This window comes from Mycolicibacterium vinylchloridicum, assembly GCF_013404075.1.
Taxonomy (GTDB): domain Bacteria; phylum Actinomycetota; class Actinomycetes; order Mycobacteriales; family Mycobacteriaceae; genus Mycobacterium; species Mycobacterium vinylchloridicum.
Genome location: NZ_JACBJQ010000028.1, coordinates 14,595 through 35,979, shown reverse-complemented (window position 1 = coordinate 35,979; position 21,385 = coordinate 14,595). Strand labels below are relative to the sequence as shown.

Genomic DNA, 21,385 nt, shown 5'->3' with positions numbered 1-21,385 from the left:
TTTGCTGAGAATTGGTTCAACGTGAGCCAAGACTTTTTATCGGGTCAATAATGGGTGCCGTTGGGCCCGACCCGGCCTATGCGGCTGTAGCGTGGCGACCGTGAATTCCTCTCGCGTGCCCTCCGCCGTCGCACTCGTAGCCTGCGCCGCATCGATCGCTCTGACGGTGGCCGCATGCGGCTCCGAGACCAGTAGCCCGTCGGCGAGCAAGGCCTCCAGCGCTCCAGCCGTCGCTTCCACGGTGACCCAAGCGGCCGGCCCGGACGGCACGTGCCCGACGACACCGCCCGCCAATCCGGGCACCCCCGAATGGACGTTGCCCGGGGCTACCGGCAGCGTTGCGGTCACCGGATCCACGGACACCGCCGCACCCTTCGTCACGGTGACCGCGCCGTTCAGCGTCGCCGCCACCCAGGTGCAGACGTTGCAGGCCGGCACCGGACCGGTTGTCGCGCCGAACGCCATGGTGTCGGTCTGCTACATGGGCGTCAACGGGCGGGACGGATCGGTGTTCGACAGCAGCTACCAGCGTGGCGAACCGGCGGACTTCCCCCTCGACGGCGTCGTGCCCGGCTTCCAGAAGGCCATCGCGGGTCAGAAGGTCGGATCCACGGTCGCGGTCGCCATGGTCTCCGCCGACGGCTACCCGGAGGGTCAGCCCAGGGCGGGCATCCTGCCCGGCGACACCCTGGTCTTCGCGATCAAAATCCTCAGCGCCTCGTAACCGCTAAGGCTGGCAGGTCGGCTGAAGGCCGTTCACCAGCGCGTAGATGTCATCCTTCTTCTGGTCGGCCCAGTCGATCGCCGTCCACGTCGAGGGCTGCGGCCACGCGTTCGACACCGTCGGCCCGTACCCGCCGTACCCGTACCCGAACCCGCCACCCGAGATCACGAACAGCGCCCCGACCGCGTCACGCATGTCGTCGCTCGCGCGGCGCAGGTCGACAAGCGCCGGCGCCAGTCCAGGGACGATGCCGGGACCGTTCACATCCTCCATGTAGTGGACACCGTGGCTGATCATGGCGAGCTTGACGTTGGTGTCGCGTTGCTGGGCGGCCCCGCTCGCGTACGGCGAGCTGATGACGATCCGAACCCCGCCGATGCCGGCGTTGATGTCGTTGTCGAGGCTCTCGCGAACCTGATCGAGCACGACGCACGGCACGCGAACCGGGTCGGCCGCGGCTGCCGGCGCGAAGCCGATCGATGCGCAGGTCACGGCTGCCGCCAGGGCGGAACCGAGGCGTATGGGATCGAGGACCGTCGACTGAGTTTGCTTCATCGTCCACCTGTGTATCCGGGCATCACCATTGATGCCTGTATATAGGTGGAATTGACGCCTTTGTTACCGCGGTCCGGAGATTAGCTCGCCAGAAAACAACTCCGGAGTTACACCCAGTCCCACACCGACATGTCGCCCTTGGGGTAGTTCATGCACACGTCGGTGGCCTTGGCGACCACGCCCTTGTTGTTGAAGAACAGCTTTGCCCAGTTGCCCCAGCGGGTCGCGACGAACTCGTAATAGATGTTGGTCGCGGTGTCCTCGGAGTACTGACGGCGAGCCACCGGGTCGAGCGAGAAGAACCAGTGGATGCGGTCGAAGGCGATCTGCTGCACCTCTGGCGGCCGGTTGCTCCGGTCGATCATGTAGCGCTCGAAGTACACCGGGCTGGTGTCGCGCGCGGCGGCCATGTACTGCTCGGTGTCGCACTGGGTGATGATGATGCGGTGCGGGATCGGATAGTCATCGGTGGCATCGGCGGCCGCCGGGCCGGCCGAGATGACACTCGCGGCCGCCACGGCGCTCAACGCCATTCCCGCGAGCTTTGCGCGACGCTTCAACCCGGTCATCGTTCTCCTGCCCTCATCCCTAAAACCTTAAGCGGACTAACTATATAGCGGTCCACTGGGCAGTATCCACCCCTAGGTCTGCCGCGGACTGCATTTGTGACGAGTGAGACTCGCTGCCAGGGACCGTTCAGCCGCCGTTGGTGACCGGGTTGGACGACAGTGTGATGAAGCCGTCGTTGATCCACACGCCCCAGCGGCCGCCCCACATGTGGGTCCACACGACAGGGCGCCCGGCCCACGTCTCGGCCGGCTTGCCCGGCGCCCAGGCCGGCACCGGCTCACCGACATTCTGGTCCGGCGGTGGCGGGTCGGCGCTGGCCGGCGCGATGCCGATCGCGAGTCCAACCGCGAGTGCGCCGACAGCGGTCAGCGCGGTTCTGATCAAGGTCATGAGCACGACTCCAGCGTTCAGACGTCATCGAGATACTTAGCAAATATAACCAGCAGACGGCGCGGGCAATCCCCTACCCCGAAAGATGGTGAGCCGAGTCGCTATGGCGTGGGTGCCGGCGCGGGTGTGGCAGTGATCGGCGCCGGCTGGCCGGGCGCGTTGTATTCGTAGCCCGGCGGCGGAGGCCCGCTCAGCGAGTAGTAGCCCGGCGGCAGCGCCGGGGTCCCGGGCGGCGGCGGTTTACCCGGGCCGTACTCCCCCGGGGGCGCCTCCGAGCCGGGCGCGGTGTACGACGTGAACCCGGGCGGCAGCGGCGGCGGGGCTCCCGCCCCCGGTGGCGGCGCGACGGAGCCGCCGGCATACGCCTCGTCCTGCGGCCCGTAGTACGGGTCGCGGACCTGATGCCACATGTCTTTGAGCGACCCGAGGACGCCCGGGGTGTTCTGCGAGCCGTACGTCGGGTTGGCGATCTCGGGGACCGACGGCGGCGCGCCGGGCGGTGGCGGCGCAGGCGCGGGAGCGGCACCGGGATCGACGGGCATGGCCACCGGCTGGCCTGGTGGCACGGCTGCCGGATCCGACGGAACCGGAATCGGCGTCGGCGTCATCGGGTCGGCCGATGCGGTGGCTGCCCCGCCGAATGCCGCGCCGGCGGTCAAGCCTGCGACCAGGATTGCGCGGAGGAACGGCGCGGTGCGGTGACCTTCAGTCATGAATCCGGCAGTCCTCTCATTGGCCCCTCGGCGTAGGGGCATCGTCGCACACATCGGCGATGGGCGTACCCGGGGCGAACCCGTGTACCCCTGCTATCGCCGCTACGACGCGGGCCGTTTCAGCATTCCCCCTGGTGCCCGCACGTCCGGCGGGCACCAGGGCCGCAGTCAGACCTGAGTGGTCGGGGTACCGGTTCCGGTGGTGCCGGTCGCCGATCCCTTGAGATAGCGGGTGACGAAGCCGAGCGAAACGATCGCCGCGACGACACCGATGACACCCCACAGCACGATCGGGAACACCAGCGAGCCGAAGATGAAGTCGTAGGTCAGCGCCAGGTAGAGCGACCAGATGACGCGGTAGATCGACCAGAACGCCAACAGGCCGGTGCTGATGCCGATGTAGAGGCTGTATTGCCGATCGACGCGGTCGATCTGCTGAGCGATGGGGGTCGGGACGATCTTCATGGGTTCTTCCTCTCGTTACTCGCCGCCTCCATGGCGTCGTTGCGAGAAGTAAAGAACTGACAACCCCCTACCGATCCCAACTCACTCCGAGAAGTCGGCCGTCAACCATCGATCCGGGTGGATGGTGAACAGCACGTTCTCGTGCCCTTCCATCGACTGAACGAACTGCTTGCCGGCCTCGTCGCCGAGATAGCGCACGGCGATCGCTTCCAGGATCTCCGGCGGGGTGGGTGTGGTGGCGTCGACCACCGTTCCCTCGACGGTCACGTATACATAGGGCGGCTCCTCGTTCTGCACCACCAATGCCACCGCCCCGGCCTTCTTGATCAGCCGGGCCTTCCGGCTCGCCGCGCCCGTGGTGACCCGGACATTGCCACCCGGCGCGTAGTCGTACCAGATCGGAACGCTGGCCGGCGGACGGCCGTCTTCGGCGGCGACGGACAGGACCGCCACATGTTTGGCGGCGAGGAACTCCTGCCGCTCGGACTCGGTCAGTTCTCTGGGCATACACCGGCCAACCTCCGACTCTCGCGGGCTATTCCGAACCGGAACCGGGATCGGCGGAATCGCGGCGCGCACTGGCAACTCGTCGCCCGTTCACCGGTGTGCGCGACATCGTTGGGTAGGGTCTCCGGGTGACTTCGAGCCCAACCCTCAAATCCGTAAACGCCCGTCTTGCTGAGGAACTCGCGGTAGCCGAGGCGCAGGTGACGGCCGCAGTCCGGCTGCTCGACGAAGGCGCAACCGTGCCGTTCATCGCCCGGTACCGCAAGGAAGTCACCGGCAGCCTCGACGACGGCCAGCTGCGCGACCTTGAGGAGCGGTTGCGGTATCTGCGCGAGCTCGACGAACGGCGGGACGCGGTGCTGGCGTCGATCGAAGAGCAGGGCAAGCTCACCGACGAGCTGAGGATCGCGCTGCTGAGCGCCGAGACCAAGTCCCGGGTCGAGGACATCTACCTGCCGTACAAACCGAAGCGGCGCACGAAGGCTCAGATCGCTCGCGAAGCCGGCTTGGAGCCGCTCGCTGATCGGCTGCTCGCCGACCCTGCCGTCGACCCCGAGATCGTGGCCGTCGCGTTCCTGAACGGCGACGTCGCCGACGCCGCGGCGGCGCTGGACGGCGCCCGGCACATACTCATCGAACGTGCCGCCGAAGATGCCGAGCTGGTCGGCGCGATCCGGACCAAGTTCTGGGCCGAAGGCGCGCTGCGCACAACGCCCTACTCCGAAGAGGCCGCGAAAAGTCAAGCGGCACAGAAGTTCCGTGACTATTTCGAGTTCTCTGAGCGACTCGAGGACATGCCGTCACACCGGGTGCTCGCGGTGATGCGCGGTGAGAAGGAACAGGCCCTCGCGCTGCGCTTCGACGGCGGCAGCGACGACGCTTATGAGGTGATGGTGGCACGGGCGCTCGGCGTCGATCTGACCGCCAAGGCGGCGGCGACGCCCTGGCTGGCCGCCACCGTCCGGTTGGCGTGGCGGACCCGGCTGATGATCTCCGGGGCGGTCGATGCGCGGATGCGGTTGCGCCAGCGCGCCGAGGACGACGCCGTCGCGGTGTTCGCCAAGAATCTCAAGGATCTTCTGCTGGCCGCCCCGGCAGGCAATCGGACCACGCTGGGCCTGGATCCCGGCTTCCGCACCGGTGTGAAGGTCGCCGTCGTCGACGGCACCGGCAAGGTGCTCGAGACCTGTGCGATCTACCCCCATCAGCCTCAGCGGCAATGGGATACGGCGAAGGCCACACTGGCAGCGTTGGTCAGTCGCCACGGGGTCGAGCTGATCGCGATCGGCAATGGCACCGCCTCGCGTGAGACCGATGCTCTGGCCACCGAACTGATCAATGACATCCGCGGCACCGGTACGACGGCGCCGGCAAAGGCGATGGTCAGTGAGGCAGGCGCCTCGGTGTATTCCGCATCGGCCTATGCCGCGCGCGAGCTGCCGAGCCTGGACGTGACGGTGCGCGGCGCGGTGTCGATCGCGCGAAGGCTGCAGGATCCGCTTGCCGAACTGGTGAAGATCGAGCCCAAATCGATTGGTGTCGGCCAGTATCAGCACGACGTCACGCCGGGTACGCTCGCGCGCAGCCTCGACGCCGTGGTGGAGGATGCCGTCAACGCTGTGGGGGTGGATCTGAACACCGCGTCGGTACCGCTGCTGGCGCGGGTGTCCGGGGTGTCGGAGTCGCTGGCCGAGGCGATCGTCGCCCACCGGGAGAAGACCGGGCCGTTCCGCAGCCGCCGCGCGCTGTTGGATGTAGCACGATTGGGCCCCAAGGCTTTTGAGCAATGTGCGGGATTCCTGCGAATCCGCGGTGGCGACGACGCCCTCGACGCGTCGGGTGTCCACCCTGAGGCCTATCCGGTGGTCCGGCGAATCCTGGACCGCTCGGGCATCGCGCTGGCCGAGCTCATCGGCAACGAGCGCTCGCTGCGGTCGCTTCGGCCAGCCGATTTCGCCGACGACCGATTCGGTGTGCCGACGGTGACCGACATCCTGTCCGAGTTGGAGAAACCGGGCCGCGATCCGCGGCCGGCGTTCTCCACAGCGACCTTCGCCGCCGGGGTGGAGAAGGTGGCCGACTTGAAGGTCGGCATGGTGCTGGAAGGTGTCGTCACCAATGTCGCGGCCTTCGGCGCCTTCGTCGATGTCGGGGTCCATCAGGACGGTCTGGTTCACGTGTCGGCGATGTCGGACCGTTACGTCTCCGATCCGCACGAGGTGGTGCGGTCCGGTCAGGTGGTGCGGGTGAAGGTCCTCGAGGTCGATGTGGACCGCCAGCGGATCGGGCTCACTCTTCGCCTTGGCGATGAGCCAAAGTCCCGGCAAGCCAAGAGATCTGAGCGTGGTGGTGGCAATCCCGGCCGCGGCGAGCGCCGTCAGCCGACCCGTGGCGGCGGCGATGGTGGCCGGCGTGAGAGCAGCGGGTCGTCAGGTTCGATGGCGCAAGCCTTACGAGACGCCGGTTTCGGCCGCTAGGTAATGCGGTGCACGAAATGCCGGTGGCAGTCGTTCACCGGTAGCGGTGATTGCCAGCATTCGCGCAGCCGGCAGGCAGCCGCTGTGCAACCAATTGCCAGAATGGGCGACATTCCTGGGAATTCTCAGCTCTCATTTATGTTGTGCTACTTCAGATTTCATAAATTCGCCGCCGCGGTGAACTTATACCGGCAGGCGTCGGCCAGTGCACGCATCTGTGTAAAACCTCACCTGGCAGCTTGAACGGAATTTTTTCGACGCGGCGTCGACGTTGCAGCGCGCATGACAGATACCGCGTTTTACCGCTCGCTCAACTCAATTGGCGTTCCCCAGCGAGGTGACCCACGCATCGCGGGCACCGCCGTCGCGTTCACGCAGAACCGCCACAACCAGGACGAGGTGGCAGCGGCGCTCACCGAGTTCGCCGACCCCGCGTTCGCCCGCTTCGCCCGAACCAGCGGGGTCGAATATCGCAACCTCGCGCTACCGCTGGAGCGCTACCCGAAGATGACCGGCTTCACCGAAGCCAATGCCGCCTACCTGGAGGTGGCCACCGAACTCGGCGAGCAGGCACTGCGCCGAGCACTGGACGCCGCGCACGTCCGCCCCGACGAGGTCGATGCGATCGTGACCGTCTCGAGCACGGGAGTGGCGGTGCCGACCATCGATGCCCGGATCGCAGCCAAGGTCGGACTGCGACCAGATATCAAGCGCATTCCGCTGTTCGGGCTCGGATGTGTCGCCGGCGCGGCCGGGTTGGCGCGGGTGCACGACTACCTGCGCGGCTTTCCGGACCACATCGCGGTCTTGCTCTCGGTCGAGCTGTGTTCCCTGACTTTGCAGCGCGATGACACGTCGATTCCCGCACTGATCGGCGTCTGCCTGTTCGGTGACGGCGCGGCGGCCGTCGTCGGCACCGGAGCCGATCGGGCTCCGGCCGGACTCCCCCTGCATCCCGGTCCGCGCGTACTGGCAACGCGCAGCAGGCTGTTCGCCGACACCGTCGACGTGATGGGCTGGAATGTCAGCTCCAGCGGATTCCAGTTGGTGATGTCGCGCGAGGTCCCCAACATGGCCGAAGACCACCTGGGTGAGGAAGTCGATAGGTTTCTCGCTGACCACGGTTTGACGACCGCCGATATCGCCACCTGGGTGTGTCATCCCGGTGGGCCCAAGGTGCTCGACGCGATCACCGATGCGGTCGGCGTTCCGCCGGAAGGGCTGCGGCACAGCTGGCAGTCGATGCGGGACAACGGAAACATCTCTTCGGCGTCCGTGCTCGATGTCCTCGACCGGACCATTGCCGAGCCACCGGAGGCAGGCTCACTGGGAGTGATGCTGGCGATGGGGCCGGGCTTCAGCTTCGAACTGTTGCTGCTGGCCTGGTGAAGGAGATCGCCATGTTCTATTTCTTGTTCATCGCTGCGATCGGTGTCGAGCGGCTCGTCGAGCTGGTGGTGTCGCGGCGGAACGCCCGATGGTCTTTCGCTCAGGGCGGCCACGAATTCGGCCGCGGCCACTACCCCGTGATGGTCGGGATGCACACCCTGCTGCTGGTGTCGTGCATCGTGGAAGTGGCGACGATGCACCGTCCGTTCCTGCCGTGGTTGGGGTGGCCGATGGTCGGGGTCGTCGCGATCAGTACCGCTCTGCGCTGGTGGTGCGTGTCCGTTCTGGGCAAGCACTGGAATCCGCGGCTGATCGTGATCAAGGGTGCGCCCCTGGTCGACCGCGGCCCCTACCGGTGGCTGCACCACCCGAACTACACGGCCGTTGCCGCGGAAGTGGCGGCATTGCCCCTGGTGCACTCCGCCTGGGTGACGGCCATCGTGTTCAGCATCGCCAACGCCTTGGTGCTCACCGTTCGGATCCGTGCCGAGAACGCGGCACTCGGTTACGCCTGAGTTTGACGGAGCCGCAACCATATTCACAGCTCATTTCAGGTGCCGGCACTCGTAACCGGTGTTACGTTGTGATCCGTTGAGGTTGTGCACAGCCACATCGAGGGGCCGTCAATGAGCACTGCTGCCGAACGCGCCGACCAGCTTGCTCTGGTGGCACGACTCAAGTCTGCCTATCCCGAGTTGCCGGACGCGCCGACACCCGATCTGCTCGACCACGCCAGGTTCGTCGCCTACATGAAGCCCGTGCACGACGTCGGCGGCGAGCCCGATGCTCCGATGAAGTACGAGAACAAGGATTACGAGTACTGGGAGCACATGACGTACGTCATCTGCGAGGTCCTCGCCTGGCGGGGCATCTGGCTCTCGGAGGAACGCCGCCGCATCGGCAACGTCGACGTCCAGCGTGCCGTCTATCTCGGGTTCCCCTATTACGGCCGCTGGCTGTTGTCGGTGGCGCGGGTCCTGATCGAGAAGCATCACATCGGTCTGACCGAGCTCACCGAACGCATGGCCGAGGTCAAGGAGCGCTACGCCGGCGGTCTTGACGGGAAAACGCTGAAGGCCGAGCCCAAGTACGAGGGCGACGGATCGCAGGTCAAGCGGAACAGCCACATCGTTCACGCGCAGGGCAAGGGCGATCCGCAGGTGTACGCGGGCAAAGCCGGAGAGCCGCGATTCACGGTCGGCGACCCGGTGGTGGTCCGTGAGCTGCCCGTGCTGTTCTATACGCGCACCCCCGAGTACGTCCGCGGTGCGAAGGGTGTCATCGACGCCGTGGCCTACGAGAGCCCAGCCGCCGAGGATGAGACCTGGGACATCCCCGACGCCAAGCCCGAATGGTTTTACGTCGTCAAATTCAGCATGTCCGAGCTGTGGAACGACTTCAACGGCCCGGAGACCGACAGCTTGCGAACCGAGATCCCCGAGCACTGGCTGCGACCGGCCTAGCAGAAACGGACGGATATGACCGACCACGAACACGACCACGACCGCACCGTCAAGCCCATGGTCGACGAGATCACCGACTTCGAGGTCCTCGAGATCGCGCTACGCGAATTGTGCATCGAGAAGGGCATTTTCACCGCCGAAGAGCACCGCCGGTTCACCGAGTTCGCCGAGCAGATCGGCCCGACGCCGGCGGCCCGGCTGGTCGCCCGCGCCTGGCTGGATCCCGACTTCAAGGCGCTCGCCCTGGCCGAACCGATGACGGCGAGCAAGGAGGTCGGTGTCGACTGGCTGGAGCCGACCGGCTTCGGCACACCGAGCGACTTCACCGCCTTCCAGATCCTCGAGGACACCCCCACCGTGCACAACGTGATCGTCTGCGCGCTCTGCTCCTGCTATCCGCGCCCGATCCTCGGGAACTCCCCCGAGTGGTACCGGACGCCCAACTATCGCCGCCGGCTGGTCCGCTGGCCGCGACAGGTCCTCGCCGAGTTCGGCCTCTATCTGGGCGACGACATCGAGGTCCGGGTGCAGGACTCCAACCAGAAGCACCGCTTCATGGTGATGCCGATGCGGCCCGAAGGCACCGACGGCTGGACCGAGGACCAGCTGACCGAGATCATCACCCGGGACTGCCTGATCGGCGTCGCGCTGCCCAAGGCCGGCGTGACGACGAACGTGATCACCGACACCCGTCCCGCCATGCATCCGGTCGGCGAATGAACCCCGACACGCTGCGCCAGATCGTCGAGCGCAATCAGGTTTGGTCGGTGATGGCCGCCAAATACGGGGTGGAGAACCCGGTCCCGCCCTGGAAGACCAGCCTCGACGGGCTGTGTGACGCGCTCGACCACGCCGCGTGTGACGCCGACGTGCCGAACTTCAAGGAGCGGCGCGACGAGGAAGACGAGTTGTCGGCGGCCGTCTACCCCACGCTTCCCTACCCGGAAAACCAGCTCGTTGCGCTGGCTCATTCGCTGCTGGCAAGGGGTGTCATCACCGAAGCTGAACTGCAGCAACGACTTTCCACCGTACGGGCCCGGTTGGAGGCCTGAGCTGTCCCGCGCTGTCCCCCAATCGGTGGACCCCTGATTCATCCGGTATTCCAGCCGATCGGCGGACGGTCGGAGATGACGCCGCGCGTCATAGTTGCCTGGTGAGCCGTCAAGCAAGCGGCGGCTCCCCCCAACCAAAGGATGGCAACGGTGAACAGCAGCATGGATTTGTCGGAACATACCGCAGCGGCCTCCAGCGCGATCGGCATCCGCCCCGCCTATTTCGTCCAGCAATCGAACGGGAGCTTTCGGCCGACGACATCGGCCGCGGCCTCCTGGAGCGACGGCGTGCTCAGCGGCCAGGCGATCGCCGGCCTCGCGGCGTCGACGCTGGAGCGCAAGTACGGCGCCGTCGGATACCTGCCCGCCCGGCTGACCCTCGATCTGCTCAAGCCGGCCCGGGCCGTCGCGACGCACACCCAGACCCGGCTGGTTCGGCACGGGCACCGGATGCGCACGGCCGAATGCGACATCATCCAAGACGATTGGATCGTGGCGCGGGCGACAGTGCTGCAGTACCGCCAGGCCCAGTGCGCGGTCGACGAACCGTGGGAAACCGCGATGAGCGTCGTGGCGCCGGACAGCGCCGAGAACCTGCACGTCGACGACGACGGAACCGGGTGGAGCCCGATGGGCTTGCGGCACCACAACCGTGGGCGCAAGCGCGCCTACTACGGCGGTTTGGACGCGGTGGCCGGCCTGCCTGCGACACCGTTCGTCCGGTCCGCGGTGGTCGCCGAGGCGGCGGCCAATCTGGTGACCGATCTGGGCGCCAACGGAATCGGCTACATCAACGGTGACCTGACCGTGGCTCTGGCGCGCCTGCCACGCGGGGTGTACATCGGCGTGCAGGCCGACACCCACTTCTCCGAGAACGGGGTGTCAGTGGGCAGCGCGACCCTGTTCGACGACGACGGTGCCTTCGGCAGCAGCATGGTGACCGCAATGGCCAATCCGGCGGCACGGATGGAGGTCAGCGGCCGCGGTTAGGACCCGTCCCAGTTGGCCAGCACCCGCAGTTTCGACCACGGGATGTCGGTCATGTCGTAGTAGTCCCACTCCAGGCCGGCGCTGGAATAGACAGCGCCCGGATTGGTCGAGGTCGCGTCGGGGGCGACCTCGAAGATGAAGGCCATTCTGGCGCCGCCCTGGTCGCCGACATAGGCGCCGTAGGTCTGCAGGGTCTTCGCGATCACCTTTTCGGCGGCCGAGATACCGGGAATCGCATCGACATTGATGGACGGGTCCAGCTGGATGCGGGTGCCCTCGGGGATCGGGGTCGAGACACCGGCCATATTGGTGCCGTCGGACTTGGTGGCCGGGCCGGTGAACAGCGAACTCGCCAGGTCACTGGAGATGAACAGCGCGTGGTTGACGCCGGTGTTGGCGGCGATCGCCGCGCTGAACTCCGCGGTGGTGATCACGCCGGCGTAGCGCGCGATGTTCGTCCCGGTGGCTGAACCGGACGTGTCGACGCCATTGCCGTTGAGTTCGGTGATGCCGCCCCAGGCGGCCGTCCACGTGTCGGTCGCGCTGTCGTAGCTGGCTCGCCAGAGGCCGTAGGCCTTACCCGTGGTGGGATCCAGGATCGCGATCTGCCGGTCCGAGCCGCCCGGCAGGTTCAGGCCGAGTGGGATCGCCACGGTGTAGGACCCCATGGGGTCGTTGCCCCACGGCTCGGTGAAGGTCACGTCGTAGCGCGGTGTCGACGCGGTGGCCTGGACCATGGTGACGCCGTACTCGTACAGGTCGGCAACCCGCTTGGCGTTGGCAGCGGCCAGGTAGCTCACCCAGGTCGCGCTGTTCGCGGCGATGACGGGGTTGGCCACGATCGGCTTCCACAACCAATCCGCGGCCTGGAAATACGACGAGGTCTGTGTGGGCGTGGCGGTGCCGGCAACGACGGTGATCTTGTCGATGCGGAGGTTGCGGTCCCGCGCCCCTGAGACTTTGAGGTCGTTGGTGAACGCGATGCTGATGGTGTGGGTCCCTGCGGACAGCGACACCGGAATCGTGTAGTCGGCCCACGACGTCGACGCCACCTGCGTCGTGGAGACCACCTGTCCGTCGATGGACACCGTCATCACCGGAGCGCCGTTGTATTGGTCACCGCGGGCGCGAATCACCAGGCTCGTCGCCGACGGCAGCGAAAGTGTCTTGGACGCAGTCCCATTCGTGGACAGAAGTAGTGCCTTACGGCCTGACGCCGCGGTGTCGGTGTACGTGCTGCCGGCCTTCGCCGGTGTGATGATCAGCGTCTCGCCCTCGATGGTGACCGTCGTGGTGCCGGTGGCGACGTTCCCGCTTCCGGTGCCCGGTGTGGCCGCCGCCTCGGTGTCGGGCGCGGCACCGAAGAGCGCCTCGAATTCCTTGCGTGTCCAGGCCAGCAGTGACGCCAGCAGCTGGGTGACGGACGGGAAGGCCGGCGGCTTGACGCTCTGTACAAGGCTTTCCAGTGTCGACCGTGCCGCAGTGATGACGGCGTTGACCGTGGTCGCAGGGTTCGTGGTGCGGGCCGCCGTGACAGTCTGCGCCTTCGACACGTCCCCCGGCGTGACCGCGGCCGACAGCGCCACCACGGAGGAGTTCTGATCGGCGGGTTGGTCCACGGCCGCAGTGGCGGCGCTTGCGGCCTTACGCGGCGCCGCGACGGGCTTGGCGGCCGGCGACGGCGAGTCGGTGCGGGATCCGGAACGCGGCGTATCCGGGCGGGCAGTGGAACGCGGGGTCGTCGCCCGGCGCGCCGAGCGCGCCGAGCCGGCCTGCGATGTTGCGGTGCCCGCCGACGATTCGGAGCCGGTGGAATCGGCATGGGCAACAGCTGCGGTCATCATTGCCGACCCGATTCCCAATGCGAGCGCCAAGGCACCGATACGACCCACATACGGGGCGTACGAACTCGCGACAGCATTCGATTTCGCGGGAGCTACCGATCGCAGTGAATACGGCAGAGCGTCGTCGATCGACATCCGTGACCCCCCAATCGCCCCGGCCGTGGGCGGGCAATTCCGAAAGGCATTGCCCGTCACGACTTCTGTTGTCGCAAGCGAAAATTACCAACTCCTTTGCTCCGCGTCTTGCTGTTCAGACAGATCGCATAATGGCTTTTCCGGTTGGCAATGTCGGGATATTTGCCAGGAAGAAGTAGGCGACAATTGTGCTGAATCAAATAGCGGCAATTTGCTCGATAAGTTTCATGATCGTGCAGAACTAGCAAACAATGGCGGCGTCACGCGCGTCACCGGATATTGGCCAACCGCGCTGCGGCACCGAGCCTCACTAGAGTGCAGCAATGAGCCTTGTCACCTACCAGCTCGACGATCACGTTGCCACGATCACCCTTAACCGTCCGGAGGCGCGCAACGCCATCAACGGCGCGCTTCGGCAGGAGATCAACGCCGCGTGGGACCGGTTCCGCGACGAGGAAGAGGCCTGGGTCGGCATCCTGACCGCCACCGGTGACGTCTTCTGCGCCGGCGGTGACCTCAAGGACGGCGAAGGCGCGGTGGGCACCTTCGGCGGCACCTTCTGGGAGAAGCCGACCATCAACAGCTTCGAGTCGGGCATGGAGTTGTTCAAGCCGACGATCGCCGCCGTGCATGGACCGTGTGTCGGCTACGGCCTGACCGGAGTGTTGTTCTGCGACTTCGTGATTGCCTCGACGGAGGCCACCTTCCACTACCCGGAGGTGTCGCTGGGCGTTCCGACCATCGTCGGTGCGATCCGGCTGCCTCACCGAGTCGGCTGGGCCAACGCCATGGAGCTGCTGCTGACCGGCAAGCCGATCAGCGCCGAGCGTGCCAAGGAGATCGGCCTGGTGTGGAAGCTGGTCGAACCCGAGGACCTGCAGTCAGAAGCGCAGGCATGGGCCAAAACCCTCGCCCAGGCCGCGCCGCTGGCGCAGCGGGCCACCAAGGAGGTGGCCTGGCGCACCGCCGATATGGGCTGGGTCGAGTCGGTCCGGTTCGGGGAGGTCATGCGCAAGGTGGCCGGTGCCACCGAGGACGTCACCGAAGGACTGCAGGCCTGGCGCGAGAAGCGTAGGCCGCAGTGGAAGGGCCGCTGAGCGGGCTATCGTGAGTTCGATTTCGACCACGACAAATCGCGGGGAGAGTATGCCGAGCTGGATAGCCGACCTGGTCCGATTCAACGGCGGCGTCCAACGCGATCGCAGCGGAACCACCTTTCGCACCTCGGCAACATCCGGGGTCGGTCCCCGGTTGTTCGGCGGGTTGATCGCCGCGCAGGCGTTGGCCGCCGCGGCCGCCACCGTGCAGCCGGGCCGACTGCCCCAATCGCTGCACGCCTACTTCATCAAGGGCGGGCGGATCGGCGTCGACATCGAGTTCACCGTCGAGATCACCCGTGACGGCCGGTCGTTCAACACTCGCCGGGTCACCGCCGTGCAGGACGGGGCGGCGATCTTCGAGATGATGGCGTCGTTCCACCAGCCGGAGACCACCACGGATTGGCAGCGCCCAGAGCCACTCGCCGTCGAGCTCGCTGACGCGACGATCATCACAAAGCTGCCCGTTCGGTGGGCCGATCACTTCGAGATCCGAGTCGCACCGGGACAGTACGGCCACGACGACTGGCCGGTTCAACCCTTTTGGTTCCGCACCCGGGAGCCGGTCGAGGACGACCCGATATTGCGAGCTTGCGCACTGACATTCATCTCTGACCTCGGCTTGGTGTCCTCGGCCCGACCGCCGGGCGGTGGCCGTCCGGGCCCCGGTGGCGCGGCCAGCCTTGATCACGCGCTGTGGTTGCACCGGCCGACCGACCCCCATGACTGGCACCTTTACGACGCCTTTGCGGTAAGTCACAGCGACGCGCGGGGCCTGGCCCGAGGGTCAATTCACCGCGATGACGGTACTCTCGTCGCCAGCGTCGCCCAGGAATCGCTCTGGCGAATTTGACCCCGCGTGCTCCGGTTCGCCCGGCGGTGGAATTCGCAGGTCAGCGCCCGTCCCGGGCATCAGCTCAGCCGGGCCGAAACAACGGTGTTTAGCCAAGAGCGGCTACGGGAACAAACTCGCATTCGACCGCGTTGACGCCACGTCAAGTGCGGAAGGAACGAAAGGCACGGACCATGTCGGTTGATTATGACGCACCCCGCCGTACCCAGGCCGAGCCTGAGGAGGAGTCCCTCGAAGATCTGGCGGGCCGGCGTAAAGACACAGCAACGGCCGTCATCGATGTTGATGAGGCCGAGGCCGCTGATTCCTTCGAGCTGCCCGGCGCGGATCTGTCCGACGAGGAACTCACGGTTCGGGTGATCCCCAAGCAAGCCGACGAGTTCACCTGCACCAGCTGCTTTCTGGTCCATCACCGCAGCCGGCTGGCCGACGCGTCGAGCATGATCTGCACCGACTGCGCCTGATCCGGCCGCGACGGTCGCGGCCGGATCGGGCGGGGTCAGGTGGCGCTGTCGTCAGCAATCTGTTTGGGTAACAACAACTTTGAACAGCGCTCCGCTGACTGGCCTCAAGCGATGACGCGGACCAGGTAGGGCGCCATGTCCTTGGTGCGCACCGCGGACACCGCGACAACGGTGTCGGTGACTTCGAGCATCTGCTGATTGCCGAGGAACATCGCGACGCTCTGAGTGCCGTCCGGCCCGTAGAAGATCAGGTCACCCGGCAGCGCCTGGTCGGCAGTCACGTGCTGGCCGACCTTGTACATGTCGCCCGACGAACGCGGCAGCTTGGCGCCGACGCCGGCGTAGATGTACTGGATGAGGCCGGAGGAGTCGAAGCCGACGACTGCCGCACTCGGGCCCTTGCCCAGGGTGGGGCCGTTGATGTCGCCGCCGGCCCAGGCGTAGGGCACGCCGCGCTGGGCGAGTCCACGCTGGATCACCATGTTGACGTACTGGTCGCGGCTCACCGGCGCCGCGGTCGCCGCCGGGGCCAGCAGGCCGGGGACGGCGAGCAGCATCATCAGGCTGACCGCGAGGGCATACAGGCGCTTCTTCATCATCTTCATCTCCACCTTCTCGGACACCTCTGAGCAAAGCTCCATCCTGTTGACAGAGGTCACTTCTGTAACTTCTACAGCAAAGAGCGGACAGCCGCCGACCGGGCTTCAAGCGCGACCAGGCCTTTTAGCCAAACCGTGATGTAACAGTGTCCGAAGCGGTGTGCATCCTTGCCCGATCGGTTGCCGTCGCCGACGGCCCCCAGCAACGCTCAGTGGCGCCGGTCACGCACCCGGTACGTCGAGGGCCACGACTTACGGGAGTCGTCGCCAGTGAGCGCCATGCCCATGCCGCCGACCTTGACGTCGTAGGCTTCTTTCCCGGCGCCCACCTCGCGGTTCGCGTGCTCCTGGGCCAGGTAGTACAGCTCGTCGATGGCAGCCTCGCTGTAGGCGACGAACGAGGTCTCGCGCACCACGTCGTCGCCGGGGGTCATCCGGTCGGGCAGGATGCGCGACGCGAGCGCCGCCAAACCCATGAAGGCGAACGGGATGACCCAGTAGCAGACGAACGACAACGGGGTCTTGGTGTCGAGGATCGTCGCGTCGCCCTGCACGATCGGCGGGATCGCCGAGGACACCGTCATACCGGCGAAGGCGGCGACCCAGATCCAGGTCAGCAGCGAGGTGATCTTCTTGAACAGCTCACTCTTGGTCACCTCGTCGGGGCGGCCGGCCGCGGCGAACTCCCGGACGAACGGCTTGCCGATCAGCGCGCCCACCAAGGCGATCAGGAAGATCCCGGCGTTGCTCAGCGGCTGCATCCACCGCTCCATGAATGCCTGGTCCGTCACGAAGGTCAGCACCGCCAACACCGAGAACGTTGCGACGGCGCCGATTTCGAAGGTCAGCCCGGGCGCCTTCTTGACGCGGCCGACGGCCAGCCCGGCGACGGCGATACCGAGAGCGACCAGCACGGCCGTTTCGAACGGGACGTTGCCGACCAGTACCCAATAGACGATCCACGGCGCGAAGCCAACGAGAATGCCCACGGTCGCCCAGTGTATGGGCGGGCGTTGGGCAAGTGCTCAGCGGCGTCCCCGGGGTTGGGTTTGTCGCCGGCGGGTACCCCCACTCGTGAGTTCAACGAGCCAGCGTGAGCTGGGCGACTCCGACAGTCCGATCGAAGACGAGCTGGAAGCGGCCTTCAACCGGATGGTCGACGAAGGTAGTCAACGCCTGCACCGCAGCTGGCGCGAGGTCCTGGTCACGGGGTTCTTCGGCGGAACCGAGGTCGCGATCGGCGTGCTCGCGTACCTGTCGGTGCTGCACGAAACCCATAACCAGCTGCTGGCCGGCCTGGCATTCGCGATCGGTTTTCTGGCGCTGCTGCTCGGCCGCAGCGAGTTGTTCACCGAGGGCTTTCTGGTGCCGGTGACGACCGTGGTCGCCAAGCGGGCCAGCGTGGGCCAGCTGGCGAAGCTGTGGAGCGGCACGTTGGTGGCCAACCTCGTCGGTGGCTGGGTGATCATGGCGTTGATCATCGCGGCGTTCCCGAAGCTGCGGTCGCAAACCATCGAGGCTGCAGAGCATTTCGTCGCTGCGCCGCTGTCGGTGCAGAGCGTGGCGCTGGCGGTGTTGGGCGGGATGGTCATCACGCTGATGACACGCATGCAGCACGGCACCGACTCGATGCCTGGCAAGATCGCCGCCGCGGTGGCGGGGGCGTTCGTGCTGGCCGGGCTCGGGCTGTTCCACTCGATCTTGGACTCGCTGTTGATCTTTGGCGCGCTGTCCACCGGGGAGGCGCCGTTCGGATATCTCGACTGGCTGGCCTGGTTCTGGTACACCCTGGTCGGCAATATCGCGGGCGGGCTGGTGCTGGTGACCTTGCTGCGCCTGTTGCGGAGCAAGGAGCGGCTCAAGGATGAGCGGCGGGAAGCGGAGGACCCGGCGGGCAACGCTGCGGCGCGTCCTAAGTCTGCCCCGCCGGATTGAGGATCAGCATCGCGACGTGCAGCGACGTCCGTGACTCCGCATCGTCGAGGTCGAGACCAACGATCCGCTGCAGGGTCTCCAGCCGCGCGTACAGCGTCGGCCGCGACATGTGCAGCGTCCTGGCCAGCTCGGCCTTGTTGCCGCCGGCGTCCAGATATCGGCGCAAGAGATCGAATGCCTCGTCCCCGTGCTTGGCGCGGTGTGCGAGCAGTCCGGCCAGTTCCGTCTCGGCGAATGCCTGCACCTGCGGGTCGGTTCGGATCAGTGACAGCAAGCCGCGCAGTCGAACATCCGAGGCTCGATGAAAAGGCAAGGTGCGCAAAGGCATCGACATCGCAACCTCGGCAACGTGGCCCGCCTCGCGTAGGCCGCCGACCGTATCGACCAGCCGGCTGGATTCGGGCCCGACGCCGATGACGCAGTCGTCCACGCCGTCGAGGCGCATGACCGACTGGCGGATCGCGGCACAGACCTCATCCAAGGTGTGGGTGCGTTGTGGTGCCAGCACCATCTCGATCAGCCCGTCGTCGCGTGTGGTCGCCAGACCGGTGTGGCCGGCGGCGCGCACCGTGTGCATGATCGCGTCGAGCATCCGGACCCGCCGCTGTGCGACCGCGACCTGATCGGCGGCCGCGCTCTCCCTCAACCGCACCGCCATCGGCACATACGTCAGCGCCGGCCGCAGTCCGAGCGCATGGGCGCGCGCAGTCGCCTCGGCTTCGTCGGTGATCCGGCCCCGGCGCAGATCATCGATGAGGCCACTTTGCGCGCGAAGTTCCAGCGAGCTGCGGTTCTGTTCGACCATCCGGTGCAGTGCCAGTGCCTGCGCCGCCCGTTCCAGGGTCATCACCGCCCGCGCGTCGGCGGCGACGCGCGGGGCGATCAACCGGCCCCACTCCTCGCGGTACGGGCCGACCGGGCATGCCGTCCACGCGCCGGCGGCGGTCAGTCGGGAGCGTCGTTCCCAATCCGCCAAGAGCACCGCGGCCGACATCCCCCGCCCGTCGAACGCCAGCACCTGTCGGTTGAGGTCCTCCAGCACCACCGGGGTGTCCAGCATGTCCGCGGCGGCGCTGACGATCTGGTCCACCGAGGCACGGCGCATGCTCAGTGCGGTGAATGCCTCGTGCACCCGCTGGCCGTAAGCCACTTCGGCGTATTGCTCGGCGACGATCCTGCGGTGCACCTCCTCGGTGACGTCGATGAACCGGACCGGCCGGTGCAGGACGACCACCGGCAGCGACAACGCCGCGCCGACCGCTCGAACCGACTCCGGAAGTGCGTCGATGTGCAGCCCCAGTTCAACCACCACCCCGGTGGCCCCGGCCTCGGCCAGGCCCGGCAGATATTCGTCGCGCCGCGCCGGATCGGCCAGGGCCTGACCCGTGGTCAGGACCAGCTCCCCGCCGGTCAGCAGCCCGGACAGGTCGGCCAGATCGCTGACGTGCACCCAGCGCACCGGCTGATCCATCGGTCCGGCGCACACCACCTCCGGCTCACCACCGCGAAGCGAGGGCAGCTCGAGGATGTCGGCGAGCGTCAGCTGCATTTACATAGTGTATGGGTTCAGCGTCGATTGCTTACAATGCGTCGGGCCAGATCGGGTCTCGCCGCCCACACAATCGCAGGTATGACTCTCACCACGCCCAATACCCGCGTCCGCACCATCGGCCACTGGGCCGGCGGGAAGAACTTCGCCGGCAGCAGCGACCGCACCGCCGCCGTCACCAACCCGGCCACCGGCCAGATCACCGGTCAGGTCGCGCTGGCCGATGTCGATGACGCTCGCGCGGTCATCGACGCCGCAGCCGCGGCGTTCCCGGCCTGGCGCGACACCTCGCTGGCCAAGCGCACCACGATTCTCTTCGCCTTCCGTGAGCTGCTCAACACCCGCAAGGAGGAGCTGGCGGCGATCATCACCGCCGAACACGGCAAAGTGCTCTCCGACGCCCTCGGTGAAGTCAGCCGCGGCCAGGAGGTTGTCGAATTCGCTTGCGGCATATCTCATCTGCTCAAGGGCGGGATGACCGAGAACGCCTCGACCAACGTCGACGTCGCCTCGATCCGCCAGCCGCTGGGCCCGGTGGCCGTCATCAGCCCGTTCAACTTCCCCGCGATGGTGCCGATGTGGTTCTTCCCCATCGCCATCGCCGCCGGAAACACCGTGGTGCTCAAGCCTTCTGAGAAGGATCCGTCGGCGGCGCTGTGGATCGCGAACTTGTGGGCCGAGGCCGGACTGCCGGCCGGCGTCTTCAACGTATTGCAGGGCGACAAGGTCGCCGTCGACGAGTTGCTGACCAACAAGGCGATCAAGGCTGTCAGCTTCGTGGGCTCCACCCCGATCGCACAGTACATCTACTCCACCGCGACCCTGCACGGCAAGCGTGTTCAGGCCCTGGGCGGAGCCAAGAACCACGCGGTGATCCTGCCCGACGCCGACTTGGACTTGGCCGCCGACGCGATGGTCAACGCCGGTTTCGGCTCGGCCGGTGAACGCTGCATGGCGATCTCGGCAGCCGTCGCTGTCGGCCCGATCGCAGACGAACTCGTTGCCAAGATCGCCGAGCGCACAACGACATTGAAGATCGGCGATGGCACCCGCAACACCGACATGGGCCCGTTGGTCACCAAGGCGCACCGCGACAAGGTGGCGTCCTACATCGACGCCGGCGAGGCCGACGGGGCCACGATCGTCGTCGACGGCCGCGGCGCCGCGGTCGACGGAGACGAAGCCGGATTCTGGCTTGGCCCAACGCTGATCGACAATGTCACCCCGGAGATGAGCGTCTACACCGACGAGATCTTCGGTCCGGTGCTGTCGGTGGTGCGCGTCGACACCTACGACGAAGCATTGGAGTTGATCAACTCCAACCCGTACGGCAACGGCACCGCGATCTTCACCAACGACGGCGGCGCGGCGCGGCGCTTCCAGAACGAAGTCGAGGTCGGCATGGTCGGCATCAACGTGCCGATCCCGGTCCCGACCGCCTACTACAGCTTCGGCGGCTGGAAGAGTTCACTGTTCGGTGACACCCACGCCCACGGAACCGAAGGCGTGGGATTCTTCACCCGTGGCAAAGTGGTCACCACGCGGTGGCTCGATCCCTCCCATGGCGGTATCAACCTCGGCTTCCCGCAGAACCACTGAGCTCGAAAGAGGCAC

At 66.6% G+C, this 21,385-nt stretch carries 22 protein-coding genes and 1 pseudogene; 13 read left to right on the top strand and 10 right to left on the bottom strand.

Features of this window, described 5'->3' with window-relative positions; genetic code table 11:
* Positions 1-91: 91 nt before the first annotated feature.
* Positions 92-724 (top strand): FKBP-type peptidyl-prolyl cis-trans isomerase, encoded by a 633-nt coding sequence (locus HPC46_RS21790; protein WP_179473760.1) that lies wholly within the window; start codon positions 92-94, stop codon positions 722-724.
* A gap of 3 nt (positions 725-727) precedes the next feature.
* Here HPC46_RS21790 and HPC46_RS21785 read toward each other — a convergent pair whose 3' ends face one another.
* The 6 genes from HPC46_RS21785 to HPC46_RS21760 form a co-directional block, all read right to left on the bottom strand.
* The gene (locus tag HPC46_RS21785; protein ID WP_179473759.1) at positions 728-1,279 is read right to left on the bottom strand and encodes a hypothetical protein; all 552 of its coding nucleotides are present in this window, start codon (positions 1,277-1,279) and stop codon (positions 728-730) included.
* A 107-nt stretch (positions 1,280-1,386) separates the two neighbouring features.
* Positions 1,387-1,848 (bottom strand): DUF5078 domain-containing protein, encoded by a 462-nt coding sequence (locus HPC46_RS21780; RefSeq protein ID WP_005148188.1) that lies wholly within the window; start codon positions 1,846-1,848, stop codon positions 1,387-1,389.
* Positions 1,849-1,975: 127 nt separating this feature from the next.
* On the bottom strand, positions 1,976-2,239 hold the full coding sequence (locus HPC46_RS21775; protein WP_179473758.1) for a hypothetical protein: 264 nt from the start codon (positions 2,237-2,239) through the stop codon (positions 1,976-1,978).
* Between the two features lie 101 nt (positions 2,240-2,340).
* A complete protein-coding gene (locus HPC46_RS21770) occupies positions 2,341-2,952 on the bottom strand; it encodes a hypothetical protein (protein ID WP_179473757.1) in 612 nt (203 codons plus the stop codon).
* A gap of 168 nt (positions 2,953-3,120) precedes the next feature.
* Positions 3,121-3,417: a hypothetical protein gene (locus HPC46_RS21765; protein WP_179473756.1), complete on the bottom strand. Its 297-nt coding sequence runs from the start codon at positions 3,415-3,417 to the stop codon at positions 3,121-3,123.
* 81 nt (positions 3,418-3,498) lie between these two features.
* Positions 3,499-3,924: a pyridoxamine 5'-phosphate oxidase family protein gene (locus HPC46_RS21760; protein ID WP_179473755.1), complete on the bottom strand. Its 426-nt coding sequence runs from the start codon at positions 3,922-3,924 to the stop codon at positions 3,499-3,501.
* A gap of 128 nt (positions 3,925-4,052) precedes the next feature.
* On the opposite strand from HPC46_RS21760, the gene HPC46_RS21755 reads away from it, so the two are divergent.
* The 7 genes from HPC46_RS21755 to HPC46_RS21725 all read left to right on the top strand — a co-directional run bounded on the left by HPC46_RS21755 (position 4,053) and on the right by HPC46_RS21725 (position 11,295).
* The gene (locus tag HPC46_RS21755) at positions 4,053-6,401 is read left to right on the top strand and encodes a Tex family protein (protein WP_179473753.1); all 2,349 of its coding nucleotides are present in this window, start codon (positions 4,053-4,055) and stop codon (positions 6,399-6,401) included.
* A 282-nt stretch (positions 6,402-6,683) separates the two neighbouring features.
* Positions 6,684-7,790 carry a type III polyketide synthase gene (locus HPC46_RS21750; protein ID WP_179473751.1) on the top strand — a complete coding sequence of 369 codons (1,107 nt, stop codon included), beginning with the start codon at positions 6,684-6,686 and terminating at the stop codon, positions 7,788-7,790.
* An 11-nt stretch (positions 7,791-7,801) separates the two neighbouring features.
* Positions 7,802-8,305, top strand: a complete 504-nt coding sequence (locus HPC46_RS21745; protein ID WP_179473749.1) for an isoprenylcysteine carboxyl methyltransferase family protein — start codon at positions 7,802-7,804, stop codon at positions 8,303-8,305.
* Positions 8,306-8,416: 111 nt separating this feature from the next.
* Complete coding sequence (locus HPC46_RS21740; protein ID WP_179473747.1) at positions 8,417-9,253, top strand: SH3-like domain-containing protein; 837 nt, start codon at positions 8,417-8,419, stop codon at positions 9,251-9,253.
* A 15-nt stretch (positions 9,254-9,268) separates the two neighbouring features.
* Positions 9,269-9,973 (top strand): thiocyanate hydrolase subunit gamma, encoded by a 705-nt coding sequence (gene scnC, locus HPC46_RS21735; protein WP_179473745.1) that lies wholly within the window; start codon positions 9,269-9,271, stop codon positions 9,971-9,973.
* Positions 9,970-10,305, top strand: coding sequence for a thiocyanate hydrolase (locus tag HPC46_RS21730; RefSeq protein ID WP_179473743.1), 336 nt, complete (start codon positions 9,970-9,972; stop codon positions 10,303-10,305). Before scnC ends, HPC46_RS21730 begins: the two co-directional genes overlap by 4 nt.
* 150 nt (positions 10,306-10,455) lie before the next feature.
* A complete protein-coding gene (locus HPC46_RS21725; RefSeq protein WP_218894506.1) occupies positions 10,456-11,295 on the top strand; it encodes an acyl-CoA thioesterase domain-containing protein in 840 nt (279 codons plus the stop codon).
* Here the strand turns inward: HPC46_RS21725 and HPC46_RS21720 are convergent.
* Positions 11,292-13,274 carry a carbohydrate-binding domain-containing protein gene (locus HPC46_RS21720; RefSeq protein ID WP_179473741.1) on the bottom strand — a complete coding sequence of 661 codons (1,983 nt, stop codon included), beginning with the start codon at positions 13,272-13,274 and terminating at the stop codon, positions 11,292-11,294. The two genes, HPC46_RS21725 and HPC46_RS21720, sit on opposite strands and share 4 nt — an antisense overlap.
* Positions 13,275-13,597: 323 nt before the next feature.
* Between HPC46_RS21720 and HPC46_RS21715 the strand changes: the two genes are divergently transcribed.
* From HPC46_RS21715 to HPC46_RS21705, 3 genes are all read left to right on the top strand, one after another.
* Positions 13,598-14,371 (top strand): enoyl-CoA hydratase/isomerase family protein, encoded by a 774-nt coding sequence (locus tag HPC46_RS21715; RefSeq protein WP_179473739.1) that lies wholly within the window; start codon positions 13,598-13,600, stop codon positions 14,369-14,371.
* A gap of 49 nt (positions 14,372-14,420) precedes the next feature.
* Positions 14,421-15,224 carry an acyl-CoA thioesterase gene (locus HPC46_RS21710; RefSeq protein WP_179473737.1) on the top strand — a complete coding sequence of 268 codons (804 nt, stop codon included), beginning with the start codon at positions 14,421-14,423 and terminating at the stop codon, positions 15,222-15,224.
* A gap of 173 nt (positions 15,225-15,397) precedes the next feature.
* Positions 15,398-15,688 (top strand): DUF4193 domain-containing protein, encoded by a 291-nt coding sequence (locus tag HPC46_RS21705; protein ID WP_005148161.1) that lies wholly within the window; start codon positions 15,398-15,400, stop codon positions 15,686-15,688.
* A gap of 110 nt (positions 15,689-15,798) precedes the next feature.
* Here HPC46_RS21705 and ripD read toward each other — a convergent pair.
* Together ripD and HPC46_RS21695 are read right to left on the bottom strand one after the other, a co-directional pair.
* Positions 15,799-16,284 (bottom strand): annotated as a pseudogene (gene ripD, locus HPC46_RS21700) (NlpC/P60 family peptidoglycan-binding protein RipD); the annotation flags it as partial.
* 212 nt (positions 16,285-16,496) lie between these two features.
* Positions 16,497-17,276: a hypothetical protein gene (locus HPC46_RS21695; RefSeq protein WP_179473734.1), complete on the bottom strand. Its 780-nt coding sequence runs from the start codon at positions 17,274-17,276 to the stop codon at positions 16,497-16,499.
* Positions 17,277-17,361: 85 nt separating this feature from the next.
* On the opposite strand from HPC46_RS21695, the gene HPC46_RS21690 reads away from it, so the two are divergent.
* On the top strand, positions 17,362-18,222 hold the full coding sequence (locus HPC46_RS21690; RefSeq protein WP_179473732.1) for a formate/nitrite transporter family protein: 861 nt from the start codon (positions 17,362-17,364) through the stop codon (positions 18,220-18,222).
* Here the strand turns inward: HPC46_RS21690 and HPC46_RS21685 are convergent.
* The gene (locus tag HPC46_RS21685; RefSeq protein ID WP_179473730.1) at positions 18,200-19,771 is read right to left on the bottom strand and encodes a PucR family transcriptional regulator; all 1,572 of its coding nucleotides are present in this window, start codon (positions 19,769-19,771) and stop codon (positions 18,200-18,202) included. The two genes, HPC46_RS21690 and HPC46_RS21685, sit on opposite strands and share 23 nt — an antisense overlap.
* A gap of 81 nt (positions 19,772-19,852) precedes the next feature.
* On the opposite strand from HPC46_RS21685, the gene HPC46_RS21680 reads away from it, so the two are divergent.
* The gene (locus tag HPC46_RS21680; protein WP_179473728.1) at positions 19,853-21,370 is read left to right on the top strand and encodes a CoA-acylating methylmalonate-semialdehyde dehydrogenase; all 1,518 of its coding nucleotides are present in this window, start codon (positions 19,853-19,855) and stop codon (positions 21,368-21,370) included.
* Positions 21,371-21,385 lie beyond the last annotated feature (15 nt).